This window comes from Polaribacter septentrionalilitoris, from assembly GCF_009832745.1.
Lineage (GTDB): Bacteria > Bacteroidota > Bacteroidia > Flavobacteriales > Flavobacteriaceae > Polaribacter > Polaribacter septentrionalilitoris.
In genome coordinates this window covers 159,034-177,426 of record NZ_VRMJ01000033.1, presented here as the reverse complement: position 1 = coordinate 177,426, position 18,393 = coordinate 159,034, and the positions used below count along the sequence as shown (strand labels likewise).

Here is an 18,393-nt window from a genome sequence, read left to right as displayed (position 1 = left end):
GGTTTGGAAAATAAGTTATGAGTTATTACAACTAACTAAAAACCAATAACCATAAACCAATAACTAAAAATATATTAAAATGAAATACGGATATTTTGACGACGAAAAAAGAGAATACATTATTACAAATCCTAAAACCCCAGTAAAATGGACCAATTATGTAGGTACATTATCTTTTGGAGGAATCGTAGATCAAACAGGAGGTTCTTTAATTTGTAAAGGAGACCCAGCATTAAATAGAATTGTAAAATACATACCACAATTACCAAGTTCCGATTTTAAAGGAGAAACTTTATACATAAGATTTAAAGATGAAAATGGTAAATACAAAGTGTTTTCGCCATTTTTTGTACCCACTTTAGATGATTACGATTTATTTGAGTGTCATGTAGGTTTATCTTATCAAAAAATAGTATCAGAATTTTACGGAATTAGAACAGAGGTAACCATTTTTGTTCCTTCAGGAGAAAACAAGGTAATTCGTAAAATAGAAGTAAAAAATAGTAGTGGAAAAGATTTAGAGATAGATGTAATTCCGGTTGTAGAATTTACACATTTCGATGCCTTAAAACAGTATACAAATGCAGATTGGTGTCCGCAAACAATGACAATGAGAGCCACTAAAAATGAAGATGGAACAGTATTATTACGTCAGTATGCTTTTATGAAAAAAGAAACTGAAAATAACTTTTTTACCTCAAATTACCCTGTAGATTCTTTTCAAACAGATCGTAAAATATTTTTAGGTGATAATGAATATGGAACCTGGAAAAATCCGTTAGAATTACAAAACGAAAGTTTATCAAATTTCGAATCGAATAGAGGTGATAATATTGCAGCTTTGCTACACAAGTTAGGTACTGTTAAAAATGGTGAAACCAAAACAGTAATTACACAATTAGGGCAAGAAGCACCCAATGAAATTACAAAAGGAATTGACAAATTTAAAAGCGAAGATAATGTAGATCAAGCTTTTAAAGAATTATCAGAATTTTGGGACGATTACTTATCAAAAGCACATTTCCATACACCAGATGCTGCCTTTAATTCTATGGTAAATATTCACAATCCACGTCAATGCCACACTACTTATAACTGGTCTCGTTATTTATCTTTATATCAGTTAGGTTTAGGAGCTAGAGGAATTGGTTTTAGAGACAGCTCTCAAGATGTTTTAGGTATTTTATCGGCAATGCCAGAAAAAGGAAAAGAATTAATTAAAAAATTAATTTCTGTAAAAAAAGAAGATGGTTCTGCAATGCACCAATTTTTTCCTTTAACAATGGAAGCTAATGAAGGGGATTCTAGAGAAGAACCACATTTAAAAGATTTTTATGGTGATGACCATTTATGGATTGTACAATCTGTAATAGAATACATAAAAGAAACTGGAGATTACAATTTCCTACAAGAAGAAATTACTTTTTACGAGAAAAAAGTACCGTTAAAAGACCGTAAAAAAGGAACCGTTTTAGAGCATTTAAAACGTTCTTTAGAATTTACAAAAAACAATTGTGGTCAACATGGTTTACCAATGTTAGGCTTTGCAGATTGGAATGACACTGTAAATTTACCTGGTGATGCAGAAAGTATTTTTAATGCCAATTTATATGGAAAAGCATTAAACGAAATGGCTGCTTTGTTAGATCATTTAGGGGATACTACTTTGGCTGATCAATACAGAAAAGACCATGCACACATGAAAGAAGTGGTTAACACACATTGTTGGGATGGAGATTGGTACATGCGTTATTTTGAAGACAATGGAAATGCAATAGGTTCTAAAGAAAATAGCGAAGGCCAAATTTATACAAACGCACAATCTTGGACTATTTTATCTGGTTTTGCAACTGAAGAAAGAGCCGAAAAAGCTTTAGATTCTGTTGAAGAAAAACTAAATACAAAATTTGGAATTAAGTTAAGTTATCCTGGTTACAATGGTTATGATGAAAGTATAGGTGGGGTTTCTACCTATCCTCCAGGAGCCAAAGAAAATGGTGGTATTTTCTTACACTCAAATCCTTGGGTAATGATTGCAGAAACAATGATGGGTAATGGAGACAGAGCTTTTCAATACTACAATCAAATAAATCCTGCGTCTAAAAATGATATTATAGACACTTTTGAGTGTGATCCATATTGCTATCCTCAAAATATTTTAGGAGATGAGCATCCACAATTTGGTATGGCAAGAAATTCTTGGTTGTCTGGTACTTCTTCTTGGACCTATCAAGCAGCATCAAAATACATTATGGGCGTTCGTCCAGACCACAAAGGTTTAATGATAGATCCTTGTATACCAAAATCTTGGGATGGTTTTACAGCCGTTAGAAAGTTTAGAAATACAACCTATAACATTACAGTAAAAAATCCAAATGGAGTATCAAAAGGATACAAATCTATGTTAGTTGATGGTAAAGAAATAGAAGGCAATATTGCTCCTATTTTTAATGACGGTAAAGAACACTCAGTAGAAATTACTTTAGGATAAAATCAACACTTTGCAAGGTTTCATAACCTCGTAAAGTGTTTAAAATAAAATATTAAATGAAAAATTATAAAACTAAAATCCTTTACATTTTTACTTTTACACTGTTTTTTGTTGCCTGTAAAGGAGTATCAAAATCAACAAAAAAAGAAACTAAACAACCAAAAAATGTTTTATTTATAGCTGTAGATGATTTAAAACCAATTTTGGGCGCTTATGGAAATACAGTTGTAAAAACTCCGAATATAGATAAGTTAGCAGCCAATGGTTTTGTTTTAGAGAATAACCATTGTCAGCAAGCAGTTTGTGGGCCTTCTAGAGCAAGCATTTTAACAGGGAAAAGACCAGATTACACAAAAATTTGGGATTTAAAAACACACATTAGAAGTATAAATCCTGATATTGTTACCATGCCACAATTTTTCAAACAAAATGGGTATGAAACAGCTCCTGTTGGTAAAATTTTCGATTTTAGATCTGTTGATAAAGAAAATGATTCTATTTCATGGACACATAAATATGCAAGAATCAAAAGAAAAAATAAAGAATATGTAAAAGAAACTACCAAAGTTTCTTATGAAGTTTTAAATATTCCTGACAGTAAAACTGTAGATGGAATGGTGGCTGCAAGAAGTAATTTATTATTAAGAAAATTTGCAAAACAGCAGAAACCTTTCTTTTTAGCAACTGGTTTTCACAAACCTCATTTACCTTTTGTAGTTCCCAAAAAATATTGGGATATGTACCCAATAGAAACAATTTCGCTTCCAGAATACCAAAAAGATCCAGAAGGTGCACCTTATTATGCAACACAACCAAGTTGGGAATTAAGAGGTGGTTATGTAGATTTTCCTAAAGATTACAGTGTGCCAATTCCTAAAGAAGATCAAAGAAAATTAATACAAGGTTATTATGCAAGTGTTTCTTTTATTGATGCACAAATTGGTTTGGTGATAGACCAGTTAGACAAATTAGGTTTAAGAGAAAACACTGTAATTGTTCTTTGGGGTGATCATGGTTGGCATTTAGGTGACCATAATATGTATTGTAAACACACAAACTACGAGCAATCTACAAGATCTCCATTAATTTTTTCTGCAGGAAAAGATAAAATTGGAAAATCGAATGCTCCAACCGAATTTGTAGATGTTTACCCTACTTTGTTAGAATTGGCAGGTGTAAAATCTCCTGGAAATTTAGACGGAGTTAGTTTAGTTCCTTTATTGGAAGGCAAAGTAGATAAAGTAAAAGATTTTGCTGTAAGTCAGTTTCCAAGAGAAAAAGATAAAATGGGTTATACATTTAGAAATGAAACACATCGTTACACAATTTGGATGAAAGGTAATTTTAGAACAAATCAACCTTTTGATGCTGATTTAGTGGATGCTGAAGAACTATATGATTATGAAAAAGATCCACAGGAAACAAAGAATTTAGCAAAAGAAGAAGCTTACAAAACAATAAAAGCAGAGTTAAAAGCACAAGCAATTGCATTTTTTAAAACTCAAGAAGTAAAATAAAATATGAAAACTAACATATCAATTTTTCTAATAATAGTAACGTTTTGCGTTACTATTATTAGTTGTAACAAACCCAAAGAACATCAATTACCAGATGCAATTTCTTACAACTTTACCCCAAAAGATACTTCTTGGAAAAGTTTATCTATAAGAGAAAAAATTGGACAAACCATGATTGTAAGAGCGTTTCATAAAACGCAGGTAGCAGAATTTGGTTCTATTGAAAACATGATGGAAAAATATCCAATTGGTGGAATTTTTGTGCCTTATTGGGATTTCCTTTTTACACCGCCAAGAGAGCAAGTAATTCCAACCATAAAAAATGCCATTGCAGATTATGAGAATGCTTCTAAATACCCAATGATTGTTACCGAAGATTTTGAAAGAGGTGTTGGAAGTATTTATAATGAATTTACAAATATGCCTTCAGAAATGGCTTTAGGTGCTGCAAATCAAAAAGATTTGGCTTACAAGTTTGGTAATGCAGTTGCTAAAGAATCAAATTCAATTGGTATTAATTGGTTGCTACATCCTTTAGTAGATTTAAACATGAATCCTCTACAAGATTTAGTAATTGAACGTGCTATTTCAGATGATGCAACTAGAGCATATCCACTATTAAAATCGCAAATTGAAGGAATGAGTGCGCAAGGTGTTGTTGCTACCATAAAACATTTTCCTGGTGATGGTGCTACGATTAAAAATCAGCATTTAATAACCTCTGCAAACAATTTATCAATCCCAGAATGGAATAAAACTTTTGGTACCATGTATCAAAAAATGATTAATAATGGAACGCCTTGTATTATGGTGGGCCATATTCGTTTTCCTGCGTATCAAAAAGAGAAAAGAAAAGGTGTTTTTTTACCAGCCTCTTTATCTGAAGAGTTAATGGTTGGGCTTTTAAAGAAAAAAATGAAATTCAATGGTGTAATTATGTCTGACGCCCTAAATATGGGAGGTGCAGCTGGTTATTATGAGAACGAAATAGAAACTTCATTAGCTGCTTTTAAGGCTGGTGTTGATATGGTTTTGTGGCCAACTTTAAAATTTATGGATTCTTTAGAAGTTCGTATAAAACGAGGTGATATTCCAATGTCTCGTTTAGATGATGCTGTGGAAAGAATTTGGGGAGTTCGTGAGCAATATGGCTTATTAAATAAGAAAGAAAACATCTTTTACGCAATTTCAGAAGATGAAAATAAAACCATTCAGAAAGACGCTCAAGATATTGCAAATAATGCTGTTACACTGTTAACAGACAAGTCTAAAATCCCTTTAAAAGTATCTGAAAATAAAAGAATAGCAATTGTAAACATTAGTCATGAAAACAGAAGTAACGATTTACAATTCACTCAAAAATTATTGCAAAACAAAGGGTTTGAAGTAGATACCATTTTACACAACCCAAGCTTTTTAGATTGGGGAGAAAAACTAAATTTCTTTGATAAATATGATAAAGTTTTAGTGGCTTTTGAGAACCGTTATTTCAATCCTTTAGGAGCATCACTTTTAAAAGATAAAGAAGCTTTAGGTGTTTGGACAATGGGAATGTTGCCTCAAGATAAAATTATAGCAGTTTCGTATAGCAATCCTTATTACGTAAACTTTTATTTTGAAAACGCTTATATTCGTATTAATGCCTATAGTTTAGATAAATTCTCGCAAAAAGCTGTTGTAGATGCTTTAACAGGAGCAATTCCTTTTAAAGGAACAACGCCTGTACAATTAGAACACGATATTTTAAAGTAAGTTAGGTATTAATTAGTCCAAGAAGAAATATACTTCTTGGCTAATTTTCCAGAAATTGTTAAATCTTCATCAGTCCAATTACCATTAGTATTTGTATCTGGTTTTAGTGCTGATGCTCCTTCATCTTTATTGTTGATTGACCAATTGCAATGGGTTAATTTATGCTTTTTCATAAAATCCATCCAAATTTTGGTAGAAGCCTTATCAACTTCTCCACCACCATCAGCCTCTACACTTCCCCATTCTGTAACAATTAAAGCTAATCCATTATCTAAGGCTTTTTGTGCTTTATTGATTAACCATTTTTTGTGAGATGCAGCATAAAAATGTAAAGTATATGCTATGTTTTTATAACCAACAATTGGATTAAGTGAAGCTTTATCAACATCTTGAGACCAATGAGGAGTTCCTACTACAATAATATTGTCTGGATCAACTTTTCTTATAGCTGCAATTACTTTCTCAGAATAGGGTTTTACAACATCATCCCAAGAAACTTTTAATGGTTCGTTATAAATTTCATAAATCACATTTGGGTATTTTCCATATTTTTTTGCCATTTCTGTAAAAAAAGCGATTGCTTCTTTTTCTGTATCATGCGCATTATGACTGTGCCAATCTATAATAACATACAATCCTAGTTCTATACAAGCGTCTACTAAAGTTTCTAATTTAGATTGATTGGTTTCTTTGTCAAAAATATAACTATCGTGAATTTCTGGATCTGCAGTCATGGGAATTCTAATGATTTCTGATTTCCAATTTTCTTTTAAATGTTTTACTACATTTTTATTATAAAAACCATTTCCTTTATAATAATCATTGGACCAAAACATACTATTTCCAGCAAAGCTAACTTCTTTACCATCTTTATTTACAATTCTATTTCCTTTAACAGCTAATAAACCATTTTTATCAACTACCGAAATTTCTTTTTTGGGTTGTGTTTTTTTTGTTTCTGATATTTTCTGTGAATTACAACTTAAAAAAACTAGAAAAATTAATAATGTGCCTTTCATATGAATATTGGTATAAAATTCGCCTTCTACCAAATTTAAGGTATTTTTTAATGTAATCCCTTTGTTTACAACAGATTTGACGATATCTAAACCTATTAAGATGCTGAAGAAACCTATCTCATATAAGTGAAGAGTATTTTTATCACATCAAATTACATTGACCATGAAACACCTATTTTCTAAATTTTCACTTTTTATTTTTGTTATTGTATTCGCTTTAGGATGTACTTCTAAAAAAACAAAAACAGTCTCAGAAACTACAAAAAAACCAAATATTGTTTTCTTTATAGCTGATGATATGTATCCTTGGATGTTTAACAATACAGAGCAAGGAAAAGATGAAAATGGTAAGCCAAAAAACTTAACGCCTACTTTAGATAAAATGGCTAAAGAAGGTGTTTGGTTAGAAAATATGAAAGTAGTTTCTCCTGTGTGTACTCCAAGTCGTTATAATACATTAACAGGTAATTATGCAAGTAGAGCTAGCAATGAAGCTTTTACAGGTTTTACAGAAAGAAATGATGGGCAACCTGTAATTCAGTGGAACTCATATATTGTTCCAGGAGAAAAAACAATGGGAACCTATTTTCAAGATTTGGGTTATAAAACTGGTTTTGTAGGTAAGAATCATATAATAGAAAGTTTATCTCAAGTGGGTGATGGAGGAGAAAAACCAGAACTAGATGCAGATCCTTTAGATCCAAAAGTAAAAGAAGGTTTAGAATATAGATATAGAGAATTACAAAAAGATATTAAAAAATCTGGATTTGATTATGCTGATAAATTGTACCATAACAATCCAAATTGGTTAGGTATTAGAGCTTTGGCATACCAAAACATGGATTGGATTGCAGAAGGTGGAGTTGAATTTATTAAACAATATAAGGATAGCCCTTTTATGCTATACATTGCTTCAACCTTACCTCACGCTCCTTTAAAACCAAAAGTATCATGGAAAGCAGATAGAAGAATTACACCAAAAGGAATACTTGATAAAGCCCCAACTGTATTACCTCAACCAGCAGTAGCATCTATTCAGAAAAGAATTAAAGCTGTTGGTTTAGAAGGTAAAAACAAAGAAAATATTTTGTGGTTAGATGATGCTGTTGCAGCTTTATTTAATCAATTAGAAAAAGAAGGCGTTTTAGACAATACCATTGTTGTGTTTTTTAATGACCATGGACAGGATTTTAAAGGAACCTTGTATGAAGGTGGTGTAAATTCACAAGCCTTTATTTGGAAAAAAGGAGGCTTTAAAATAGGTAATGTATTAAAAGATCCTGTTTCTAATGTCGACTTTTTACCAACTTTATTAGATTTCGCTGGACAATCTAATGATGCTAATTTTGATGGAAAAAGTTTTAAGCCTGCTTTAGAGGGTAAAGAATACAAAGGTAGAACTTCTTTTTATCACGAATTAGGTTATGCAAGAGCTGTAGTAAAAGATGACTTTAAATATTATGCAGTTAGATACCCAAAATGGGCAATGAATTTTACTTTAGAACAACGTAAAGATACTTTAGATAAATACACTAAATTTAGAGAGTCTTTTGGTGAACATGGTATTTCAGACAATCCAAATGATCCTTATGGACAACTAGAAATGGTTCCAGGAGGTGGTGGTGCAGAACATAATGCATACATGAATCATCCTCATTTTACAAAACCTGACCAATTGTACGATTTAAAAAATGATCCTGAAGAAAAAGTAAACTTAATCAATGACCCTAAATATGCTGAAAAGCTAAAAGAGTTAAAAGTAGAGTTGAAGAAGTATATTGAATCTTTACCTGGTAAGTTCGAAATTTAAAACCATCAATTAAACTAAAAAATAGAGATCAAGTCTAATTCTAGATATTTTAAAAATATGAAAACAAAACTGATAGTATTATTCACAGTAACACTTGCATTGGTATGTGCTTGTAAGGCGCAACAAAATACAAATACTGTTGCAGTTGATAAAAAAATGAACTCATCAAGTAAAGCAAAAAAGAACATTCTTTTTATCGCCATTGATGATTTAAAACCAATGTTATCAAACTATGGAGAAACTCAAATGAAAACTCCAAATTTTGATAGATTAGCTGGTTTAGGAATGACGTTTACAAACGCTCATGTACAATATGCAGTTTGTGGAGCATCTAGAGCAAGTGTAATGACTGGGACAAATCCAGACACCAACAAAGTTTGGGATTTACATACCGATTTTAGAGAATCTGCACCAGATTTAATTTCAATGCCAGAACACTTAATTAACCAAGGTTATGAAAGTACAGGAACAGGTAAAATATATCATATTCCCTCTGCTGCAAAAGGTCATGATGGTAAAACATGGAGCATTCCACATGTAATGCCTAAAAATTTCGATGTTAAATATGGTGAACCTGCTTTAAATCATTATCAAAGTCCGGTAACAAAAGCTAAAATGGTTCAATTAACTAAAGAAGCGGAAGCTAAGGGAATTAAAAAAAGAGGTAAAATTCGTCAATATGTTTTAAAAAGACTTAAACCAAGTACTGAGAATGTTGCAGTAGGAGATGATGCTTATAATGATGGATTATTTACACAAACCGCATTAAAACAATTAGAGCAATTAGAATTAGGAAACAAACCTTGGTTTTTAGCTGTTGGCTATCAAAAACCACATTTACCTTTTACGGCACCAAAAAAATATTGGGATTTGTATGATAGAGAAAAAATTGAATTAGCCAAATTTCAACAAGTATCAGAAGGAACTCCAAAATTTGCCTACCATTCTTTTGGTGAAATTAGAGCGTATTCAGACATCGATAATTCATTAAGAGTAGGAGATAAAATACCAGAGGCAAAACAAAGAGAGCTAATTCATGGATATATGGCTTGTGTGTCTTATATCGATGCTCAAATAGGAAAACTATTAGATGATTTAGAAAGAAGAAATATTTTAGATGATACTATTATAGTTTTGTGGGGAGATCATGGTTTTCATTTAGGCGATCATACAGAATGGTGCAAGCACTCTAACTTTGAGCAAGCAACAAGAATTCCATATATGTTTGCTGGTCCAGGAGTAAAAAAGAATCAAAAAAGCCATCATCCTGTAAATTTGGTAGATTTATTTCCAACCATTTTCGATTTAGCAGGTGTGCAAAATCACGCTCAAACAGATGGTAAATCTTTAGTGCCTTTATTAGATGATGATAAAGGAACAACGATTGATATGGATTACGCATATCATCAATATAAAAGAGGTCCAAAAATGGGCTATTCTATAAGAACAGAACGTTACAGATATACAGAATGGCACAATGATAATTACAGAAGTTATAACAACTACAATACTTCTAAAATTGCAGGACGTGAGTTGTACGACTACGAAAAAGATCCTTTAGAAACTAAAAATTTAGTAAAAGATGCCTCTTACAAAACGATTGTGAGAGAATTAAAAGCAAAATTAAAAACACATTTAACCCAATAAAATATTTTGGCACTATTTGTGAAATAATTAAAAAAACATCAAAATGAAAAATCTTTCTCTTTTACTTATTTTTTGTTTTTCCGTATTTGTTTACGGACAACAAAAACCAAATATTTTAATTATTCATACTGATGATTTGGGTTATCATGATTTAAGTTTTACAGGTTCTCAATTGTATGACACTCCAAATATTGATGGATTAGCAAAAGAATCTGTTTCGTTTTCAAATGCTTATGCAAGTTATCCAAGATGTACACCATCAAGATATGGAATGATAACAGGAACCTATCCTGTAAACGAAAATAAAGGCTATTTAGGAGGAATTCCTGAAGACAAAAATTTTATCAAGCAATTTAAAAATGCCGGTTATAATACTTCTTATGTAGGTAAATGGCATATTGGAGAAGGCAAAAGTGGTGCTGAAGCTTTTGGATTTAACCACACTTATGCTGCAGGAAGAGCAGGTGGTTTAGGGAGCCGATTTTATCCTTTTAACATCAATAAAAGAAATGGCAAAAGACATAAAGAACAAGTTGAAGATCTAGAAAAAGATGGTAAAGAAGGCGATTATGCTTCAGATTTATTAACGGATTCAACTATTAATTTCATCAAAGAAAATGCTGGTAAAAAACCATTTTTAGCAGTGTTAGCATATTATGCTGTGCATACGCCAATTGAAGCAAAACCTGGAGATGAAAAAAGAAATAAAAAGCAATTAAAATCTATAAATTTTGGTAATACTCCAGAATATATTAAAGAAGGAGAAGGAAGACGTAAAATGCGTCAAGATGATGCTGCTTATGCAGGAATGGTTGAAAATGTTGATGAAAATGTAGGTAAGATTTTAAAAACATTAAAAGAGTTAAAAATTGATAGAAATACCATTATTGTTTTTTCATCAGATCATGGTGGTTTGTCTAATGATGGTCACAAAGGAGAACGTCATTTAGCAACCACTAACCTCCCTTTAAAAGCAGGGAAAGGGCATTTATATGAAGGTGGAATTAGAGTGCCTTTATTTATAAAATGGTCTGCGGCATTAAAACCAAGACAAGACACAAAGTCGATTGTTTTAGGAATGGATATTTTCCCAACTTTGTTAGATTTGGCGATTGATAAAAATGGCATTGATGTAGATGGAAAAAGCTACAAAAACGTTTTAAAAAACAAAGATTCTTGGGAAAACAGAACGGTATTTTGGCATTCTAAAAAAGCAAGACCTCATAGTACAGGAGATTCTAAAGCAACAGTAGTAAGATCAGGAGATTATAAGTTAATTCACTTTTTTGAAAAAGATAAAGTTGAATTATACAATTTGAAAAAAGATATTAGCGAAACAAATGATCTTTCTAAAAAAGAACCTAAAAAAACAGCAGAACTTTTTACGATTTTAAAAGATTGGAAAAAAGAATTTTTAGTAAAAGAGAGAGTTCAGATAATGAAAACCAATCCGAAGTTTTCAAAAAAGAAGAAGAAAAAGAATAAATAATAGTTGAATGAATCGAACATTTACCCACTTCTTTTTCTTTGCATACGTAATACTATTTTCGCATTCTACAAATAGTCAAATATCTACTTCTTTAGATAACGAAAAGAGGGATATTACTAGTTTAAGTATTGGTTTTAATAGAAGATCAGATGTAGGTGCTTGGTGGTCTAATACTACATTTAAAGACTTGCTTGTAGAAATAAATCCAGATGTTGTAAGATATCCTGGAGGTACTCAAGCCAATTATTGGAACTGGAAAACAGGTCAATTTTTAGAGAATACAGATAAAAGTTGGGGAAATAAAGAAATTGTAACCATCCCAACATTTTTAAATGCTTTGCCAACTCGAACTAAAGTTGTTTACGTTGTTAACATGGCAAGACCAACACCAGCAACAGGTATTGATGTGAATGCTAGTGAACAAGTTTTAAAAAGTGAGGCCACACTAAATTTAAAAATTGCGGATATGATTGATGCAATTGCTACGTTTGTTGCACAAGGTAAAGAACCTTATGCAATAGAATTGGGTAACGAATTTTATTTTGGCAATGAAGAAAGTGGAATTTTTCATATTGAAGAAATAAATGGAAAGTATTATTCAGGTTGGGATGCAACCAATAATAAACCTTATAAATCTTCTGATAAAAAACAAGCTACCGTTTTTAATGCAAAGTTTTATTTAGACCAATGTAAAGTTATTGTTGAAAAAATTAGTGCAGCATATCCTGATATAAAATTTGCATTAACTACAACAAAAGAAGAAGCAAACGCCCAAATAAGAGAACGTTGGAATACCACTATTTTCAACGAGCTTACTTCAAACGCAAAATATGCTTCCTTAAAATCAAAAATTCACGCAGTTACGCAACACCATTATTTAAATCAAAATTATGGCATTCAAACTAAAATTAACGATGTTGATAGCGCCAAAAAATCTATTGTTGAAGGTATACAATATCCAATTGATAAAAAAAGTGATTATAATCTAGTACCAAACAATTATAAGATTTGGTACACAGAATATGGCGAAGTTAAAGGTATTGCAGAAGAAACTTGGGCAGACGCAGTAAGATATGCAGCATTAACGTATAGCTGGATAATTTTAGGTGAAAAAGTAGAGCATTTACATTTTCATTACATAACAGACAACACAGTAATTAAAGAAGGTAACACCATGAATTTGGCGCCTGTAGGCATAGCTTCAAAATTATTTTTACAAGCATCTGCAGAGATGCAATATATGCAAAAAATAAACTTTGGTAACAATGTTATTGCTGCAGATAACATTAACTCTATACATGGTTTAAAATTTTCTAATGATAAAAAAGAAACTTTAATTATCTTAAATCTTGGAAGTAATAATAGAACTATAAAATTTGACAACTTAATAGACTATTCAGGAAAACCAACGCTAACCCAATATCGTTCTTTAGAACCTTGGACTACACCTGTTGCTTTAGGAGATAATAACATTAAATTTAATAATGAGGATATATCAGAAACAGTTGTTGCAAGAAAATTTTCAATATCGGTTATAGAAGTTCCTAAAGAAACTTTAAGTACCCAGGAAGTGAAGCTAACAAAGGTTTCAGTTTTCCCAAATCCAGTTAAAAATAAACTTAATTTTTCAACAAAAAGTAATATTAAATCTGTTGATGTATTTAACTTAAGGGGATCACTTATTTCTACTTTTAAGAAAATAAGCGACAACTCCATTCATTTAAACAATTTAAAAACAGGTGTTTACATTTTAAAGATAGCAACAGATAAAGGAACTGAGTTTAAGAAAATTATAAAAATTTAAATTGATGATTGATTTTACAAAACAAACACAAACCAAAATACTTTTTATATTAGGCATATGTTGTGTTGTTTTTTTTTCTTGTAAAATAAAAGAATCAAAAACCATTTCAACTAAAGTTGATAAACCCAATATTTTAATCATTCATGTTGATGATTTGGGTTATCACGATTTAAGTATTCACGGCTCTAAAATTTATCAAACACCAAATATAGATGCGTTAGCCAAAGAATCTGTAAGATTTACAAATGCCTACGCAAACTACCCAAGATGTGTACCTTCTAGATATGCAATGATGACAGGGAATTATCCTATTAAAGATGGTGATGTGCCTGATGATGGTTTTAAAATGGATGATGTTAAAGAAGATAAAAACTTCGTAAAAAACATCAAATCAGCTGGATACCAAACTGCTTATTTTGGCAAATGGCATTTGGGTGATAAAGAAAGTTTAAAAGAATTTGGATACGATTACAGTTTTGCTGCTGGTCATGCAGGTTCTCCTATCAGTTTTATGTATCCTTTTAACACTCCAAAATGGACGAAAAAAAAGTCTAAAAAATCTCCAATTCCAGATGTGGAAGAAGTAAGTAAAGAGGGTGATTATTTAATGGATGTAATGACAAATAATGTCATCAAATACATTAAAAACAGAGATAAAAACAAACCCTTTATGGCCATGTTTTCTTTTTATGCAGTGCATCAACCTTTAGAGGCAAAAGAGAAAGACATCAATAGAAATAAAAAAGAAATCAAGAATTTCGATTTTGGAAATCAACCTGAGTTTATCAAAGAAGGCACAGGAAGAACTAAAATGCGCCAAAATCATCCAAAATATGCAGCCATGGTTGAAACTATGGATGAAAACGTTGGAAAACTTTTACAACTTTTAAAGGACTTAAATATAGATGATAATACGATTATTGTGTTTTCTTCAGATCATGGTGGTTTGTCTAATGATGGAACTAAAAAAAGAGATCTAGCAACTTCTAATTTTCCTTTAAGAGCAGGAAAAGGTTGGTTGTATGAAGGTGGAATTAAAATTCCGTTGTTTGTAAAATGGAATAAAAACTTTACCCCAAAAACAGAAACAAAATCATTGGTTACTTTAATGGATGTTTTTCCAACGTTGTTAGACATTACTTCAAAAAAATCTTTACATACTGATGGCAAAAGTTTTTTACCCGTTTTAAAAAACAAAGAACATTGGGAAGATAGAACTGTGTTTTGGCATTCATCAAAAGCAAGACCAAAAAATACTGGAGACACAAAGTCTTCTGTTATAAGAAAAGGAAATTATAAATTAATCAATTGGTACAAAGAAGAAAGAACTGAGTTATATGATATTGTAAATGATCCATCAGAACAAAATGACATCTCAAAACAAAAACCTCAATTAACCAAAAAGTTATTGGAAGAACTAAATAATTGGAAATCTAATTTTTAAACCATTATGAAAAAATCTATTTTACTTGTTGCTTTAAGTTGTATTTCAATTTTTGGTTTTTCACAAAAAAAAGTAACAAAAGGAAAAAACTTAATCAATTACAAACAGTTAAAGAACTTAAGAACCAATAGCGAATTTGGAAAAGTCAATCAAATTGATAATTCAACATTTGAGATAATCACTTCTACTCAGCCAAAATTTATTTACAAATCTGCATCTGCAATTCCTTTACATAAAGAATCTTTTTCTTCTGGTAGCGTTTTCTTATTTAGCTTTTCTGCAAAAACCACCAAATCTAGTTTAGAAACTGGTGAGGCAAAAGTGAATGTATTGTTTAAACAATCGAAATCTTACAAGAATAATATTGTTTCCACACAAAGTATATCGTCTAATTGGAAAAAATATTACATCCCTATTCAGTCTGATATTGATGTTTCAAAAAATGATTTAAGCTTGGTGCTACATTTTGGTTTTAGACCGCAAACTTTTTTAATAAAAGATATCAAATTTGAACTTTTTAACAAAGGAACTCAATTATCAGAACTTCCTAGAACCGAAATCAAATATGCAGGAATGGAAGCTGATGCCAAATGGCGAAAAGAAGCTTTAAAAAGAATAGAAATGATTCGTAAAGGAAACATCAATATTCAATTTACCGAAAATGGAAAACCTTTGGTTGCTAAAAAAATAGATGTAGAACTAGTAAAACATTTCTTTCCCTTTGGAGGCGCAATTTCAGCAAAAGAAATCACTGAAAAACCTATCAATTATAAAAATTTTAAAAGAGCATTCAATCACGTTGTTTTAGCAAATGATTTAAAAATTAAATCTTGGCAATGGGACAAGAAAAAACCAAGAACACTAAAAGCCCTAAAAATGCTAAATGATGATGGTTATTTGGCAAAAGGGCATGTTTTAATTTGGCCTGGATTTAATTACCTCACCAAAGAAATCAGAGAAAATAAAAACAACCCTAAACGAGTTACAGAAATTATACACAATCATTTAAATAGTGTTTTAGATGCAACAAGTGGCAAAGTTTCTCATTGGGATGTGGTTAACGAAGCTTACACCAATAAAGATCTCCAAAAAATAACGGGTTCAGAAGAAATACTTTTTGATGGCTTTCGAATGTTGAAGAAGAAGAATCCGAAATTGGGTGCATTTACAAACGAATACGGAATTATAAGTAAAGGGGGTTTAGATACAAGAAAGCAGAAATGGTATTATAATTTTGTAAAAAGAATTGACTCTGTAACTAATGGATTAATTGATGGTGTTGGCATACAAAGTCATATTGGGTCAGATTTAACCCCACCAAAAAAAGTATTAGAACTATTAAGTTTTTATGCAACTTTAGGAAAACAAATTAGTATTTCAGAATTTACAATGGATGTACAAGAACCGAAAGTTAGAGAGCAATACACTAGAGATTTTATGATTGCTGCTTTTAGTCACCCAAGTGTTACTGAATTTTTATTTTGGGGATATGTGCAAGATGATAGAAATAAAGTAGATATTTTTAACAAAGACTGGACTTTAGGAGCCATGGGTAAAGCTTATTTTTCTTTAGTTGAAAAAGATTGGAAAACAAATTTTTCAGCTAAAACAGATGCCTCTGGAAATCTAAAAAAAAGAGGTTTTTACGGAACTTACAAATATTCATACACCAATGCTGATGGTAACTTGGTTTCTGGTACATTCTTTTTAAGTCCTAAAAACAGAAAACCTATTCAAATTGATGTAAAATGAAAAAGGTAGTTTTCTATACTATTCTAGTCATTTTTAGTTCTTGTAAAACATCAGAAGAAAATACTGAAAATAAACCTCAAAAGAAACAACCAAACATTCTGTGGATTGTTACTGAGGATATTAGTCCTACACTTTCTTTTTATGGAGATTACACTGCCAAAACTCCTAATTTAGATAAAATAGCCAAAGAAGCTGTAGTCTATAAAAATGCTTTTGCTGTTGTGGGTGTTTGTGGACCAAGCAGATCGTCTATCATAACAGGAATGCATCCAACATCATTGGGAACAATGCATATGAGAACAGGAAAAGACGTGTTTTCTTGGGGAAAAAGAGCTTATGAAAAAACAAGCATTCAAGATTTAGAAGAAAACCCTGTTCAACAATATGCTGCTGTAATACCAGAACAAGTAAAATGTTTTACAGAATACCTAAGGGCAGATGGATATTATTGCACAAACAATCAAAAAACAGATTATCAGTTTGCTGCACCCATCACTTCTTGGGATGAAAATAATGGAAAAGCACATTGGAGAAACAGACCTAAAAACAAACCTTTCTTTTCGGTTTTTAATTTTGGATTAACCCACGAAAGTAGGTTATGGAAACATCAAGATTCCATACAGACAGTAAATCCAAATAAAGTGTCTGTACCACCCTATTTACCAGACAATAAAGACACAAGAGAAACCATTGCAAGACATTACAGTAATGTAGAGTTGATGGATGCACAAGTAGGTGAAATAATAAAACAACTAAAAGAAGATGGTTTGTATGATAAAACTATCATCTTTTTTTACAGTGATCATGGAGGTCCATTACCTCGTCAAAAAAGAGAAATATTAGATTCTGGATTAAAAGTTCCGCTTTTGGTAAAAGGAATCAATGGAGAAAAAGGTGAAAATAATGCATTAGTTTCTTTTGTTGATTTAGCGCCCACTATATTAAGTTTGGCTGGTGTAAAACCACCAAAATACATGGAAGGTAAAGCTTTTATTGGCGAGTTTAAAAGTGATGATAGAACTTATGTTTATGGAAGTTCTGATAGGTTTGATGAATTTACAGACAGAATACGTTCTGTAAGAGACAAACGTTTTTTATATCTAAAAAATTATCATCCAAAATTACCGAAATACAAAGATGTTGGGTATCGAAAAAACATACCAATGATGGCTAAATTCTTAGAGTTAAAGAAAGAAAATAAGCTTACAGAACAACAACAAATTTGGTTTCAAACCAAAACATCAGAAGAATTGTACGATTGTAAAAATGATCCTTATAATTTAGTAAACCTTGCTGAAAACAAAGAATATGCATCAACTTTAAAAAGAATGAGAACTGCCTTAATCGATTTTCAAAAAGATAAAACCGATTTTGGTGCAATACCTGAATCAGAATTAATTGAAAATATGTGGCCTAATTTTGAGCAGCCAAAAACAGCAAAAATTACTTTTAACCAAAAGGGCAAAAAAGTTGAATTAAAATCTACAACCAAAGGGGCTTCTATTGCATATATTATCTCAGAAAAGTCGAATCAACATTTTAATTACAATAGCAACTGGCAATTGTACACAAAACCTTTACAAATTGATAAAGGCAAATATGTGTATGCAAAAGCTGAGAGAATTGGCTTTAAAGAGAGTGAAACATCATCTTTAGAGATTAAATAAC

General features: G+C 31.2%; 11 protein-coding genes. 10 read left to right on the top strand and 1 reads right to left on the bottom strand.

The genetic code is table 11. The annotated features are described in order from the left end of the window. Positions 1-79 precede the first annotated feature (79 nt). Genes FP421_RS08000 through FP421_RS07990 form a run of 3 tightly spaced genes read left to right on the top strand, consistent with a single transcriptional unit; the run spans position 80 to position 5,760 of the window. Entirely contained in the window at positions 80-2,491 is a 2,412-nt protein-coding gene (locus FP421_RS08000) for a GH36-type glycosyl hydrolase domain-containing protein (protein ID WP_159949409.1), read from the top strand. A gap of 56 nt (positions 2,492-2,547) precedes the next feature. Next, entirely contained in the window at positions 2,548-4,008 is a 1,461-nt protein-coding gene (locus FP421_RS07995; RefSeq protein WP_159949407.1) for a sulfatase, read from the top strand. 3 nt (positions 4,009-4,011) lie between these two features. Next, complete coding sequence (locus FP421_RS07990) at positions 4,012-5,760, top strand: glycoside hydrolase family 3 protein (RefSeq protein ID WP_159949405.1); 1,749 nt, start codon at positions 4,012-4,014, stop codon at positions 5,758-5,760. 8 nt (positions 5,761-5,768) lie between these two features. On the opposite strand, the gene FP421_RS07985 is transcribed toward FP421_RS07990, so the two are convergent. Further along, complete coding sequence (locus FP421_RS07985; protein WP_159949403.1) at positions 5,769-6,779, bottom strand: glycoside hydrolase family 5 protein; 1,011 nt, start codon at positions 6,777-6,779, stop codon at positions 5,769-5,771. A gap of 163 nt (positions 6,780-6,942) precedes the next feature. On the opposite strand from FP421_RS07985, the gene FP421_RS07980 reads away from it, so the two are divergent. From FP421_RS07980 to FP421_RS07950, 7 genes are read left to right on the top strand one after another with little or no spacing between them, the layout of a single operon-like run. Next, the gene (locus FP421_RS07980) at positions 6,943-8,589 is read left to right on the top strand and encodes a sulfatase family protein (RefSeq protein WP_159949401.1); all 1,647 of its coding nucleotides are present in this window, start codon (positions 6,943-6,945) and stop codon (positions 8,587-8,589) included. 57 nt (positions 8,590-8,646) lie between these two features. After that, the gene (locus FP421_RS07975) at positions 8,647-10,236 is read left to right on the top strand and encodes a sulfatase (RefSeq protein ID WP_159949399.1); all 1,590 of its coding nucleotides are present in this window, start codon (positions 8,647-8,649) and stop codon (positions 10,234-10,236) included. A 43-nt stretch (positions 10,237-10,279) separates the two neighbouring features. Then, positions 10,280-11,725, top strand: coding sequence for a sulfatase (locus tag FP421_RS07970; protein WP_159949397.1), 1,446 nt, complete (start codon positions 10,280-10,282; stop codon positions 11,723-11,725). A gap of 7 nt (positions 11,726-11,732) precedes the next feature. Further along, positions 11,733-13,529 (top strand): T9SS type A sorting domain-containing protein, encoded by a 1,797-nt coding sequence (locus FP421_RS07965; RefSeq protein WP_159949395.1) that lies wholly within the window; start codon positions 11,733-11,735, stop codon positions 13,527-13,529. 4 nt (positions 13,530-13,533) lie between these two features. Next, on the top strand, positions 13,534-14,973 hold the full coding sequence (locus FP421_RS07960; protein ID WP_159949393.1) for a sulfatase: 1,440 nt from the start codon (positions 13,534-13,536) through the stop codon (positions 14,971-14,973). Between the two features lie 6 nt (positions 14,974-14,979). Continuing rightward, on the top strand, positions 14,980-16,725 hold the full coding sequence (locus FP421_RS07955; protein WP_159949391.1) for an endo-1,4-beta-xylanase: 1,746 nt from the start codon (positions 14,980-14,982) through the stop codon (positions 16,723-16,725). Then, entirely contained in the window at positions 16,722-18,392 is a 1,671-nt protein-coding gene (locus FP421_RS07950) for a sulfatase family protein (RefSeq protein ID WP_159949389.1), read from the top strand. The genes FP421_RS07955 and FP421_RS07950 overlap by 4 nt, the downstream gene beginning before the upstream one ends. The last annotated feature ends 1 nt before the right edge of the window (position 18,393 follow it).

Excerpts from the sequence above, each read along its gene's own strand:
- FP421_RS08000 (WP_159949409.1), top strand. The coding sequence starts at position 80 with ATGAAATACGGATATTTTGACGACGAAAAAAGAGAATACATTATTACA.
- FP421_RS07995 (WP_159949407.1), top strand. The coding sequence starts at position 2,548 with ATGAAAAATTATAAAACTAAAATCCTTTACATTTTTACTTTTACACTG.
- FP421_RS07990 (WP_159949405.1), top strand. The coding sequence starts at position 4,012 with ATGAAAACTAACATATCAATTTTTCTAATAATAGTAACGTTTTGCGTT.
- FP421_RS07985 (WP_159949403.1), bottom strand. The coding sequence starts at position 6,779 with ATGAAAGGCACATTATTAATTTTTCTAGTTTTTTTAAGTTGTAATTCA.
- FP421_RS07980 (WP_159949401.1), top strand. The coding sequence starts at position 6,943 with ATGAAACACCTATTTTCTAAATTTTCACTTTTTATTTTTGTTATTGTA.
- FP421_RS07975 (WP_159949399.1), top strand. The coding sequence starts at position 8,647 with ATGAAAACAAAACTGATAGTATTATTCACAGTAACACTTGCATTGGTA.
- FP421_RS07970 (WP_159949397.1), top strand. The coding sequence starts at position 10,280 with ATGAAAAATCTTTCTCTTTTACTTATTTTTTGTTTTTCCGTATTTGTT.
- FP421_RS07965 (WP_159949395.1), top strand. The coding sequence starts at position 11,733 with ATGAATCGAACATTTACCCACTTCTTTTTCTTTGCATACGTAATACTA.
- FP421_RS07960 (WP_159949393.1), top strand. The coding sequence starts at position 13,534 with ATGATTGATTTTACAAAACAAACACAAACCAAAATACTTTTTATATTA.
- FP421_RS07955 (WP_159949391.1), top strand. The coding sequence starts at position 14,980 with ATGAAAAAATCTATTTTACTTGTTGCTTTAAGTTGTATTTCAATTTTT.
- FP421_RS07950 (WP_159949389.1), top strand. The coding sequence starts at position 16,722 with ATGAAAAAGGTAGTTTTCTATACTATTCTAGTCATTTTTAGTTCTTGT.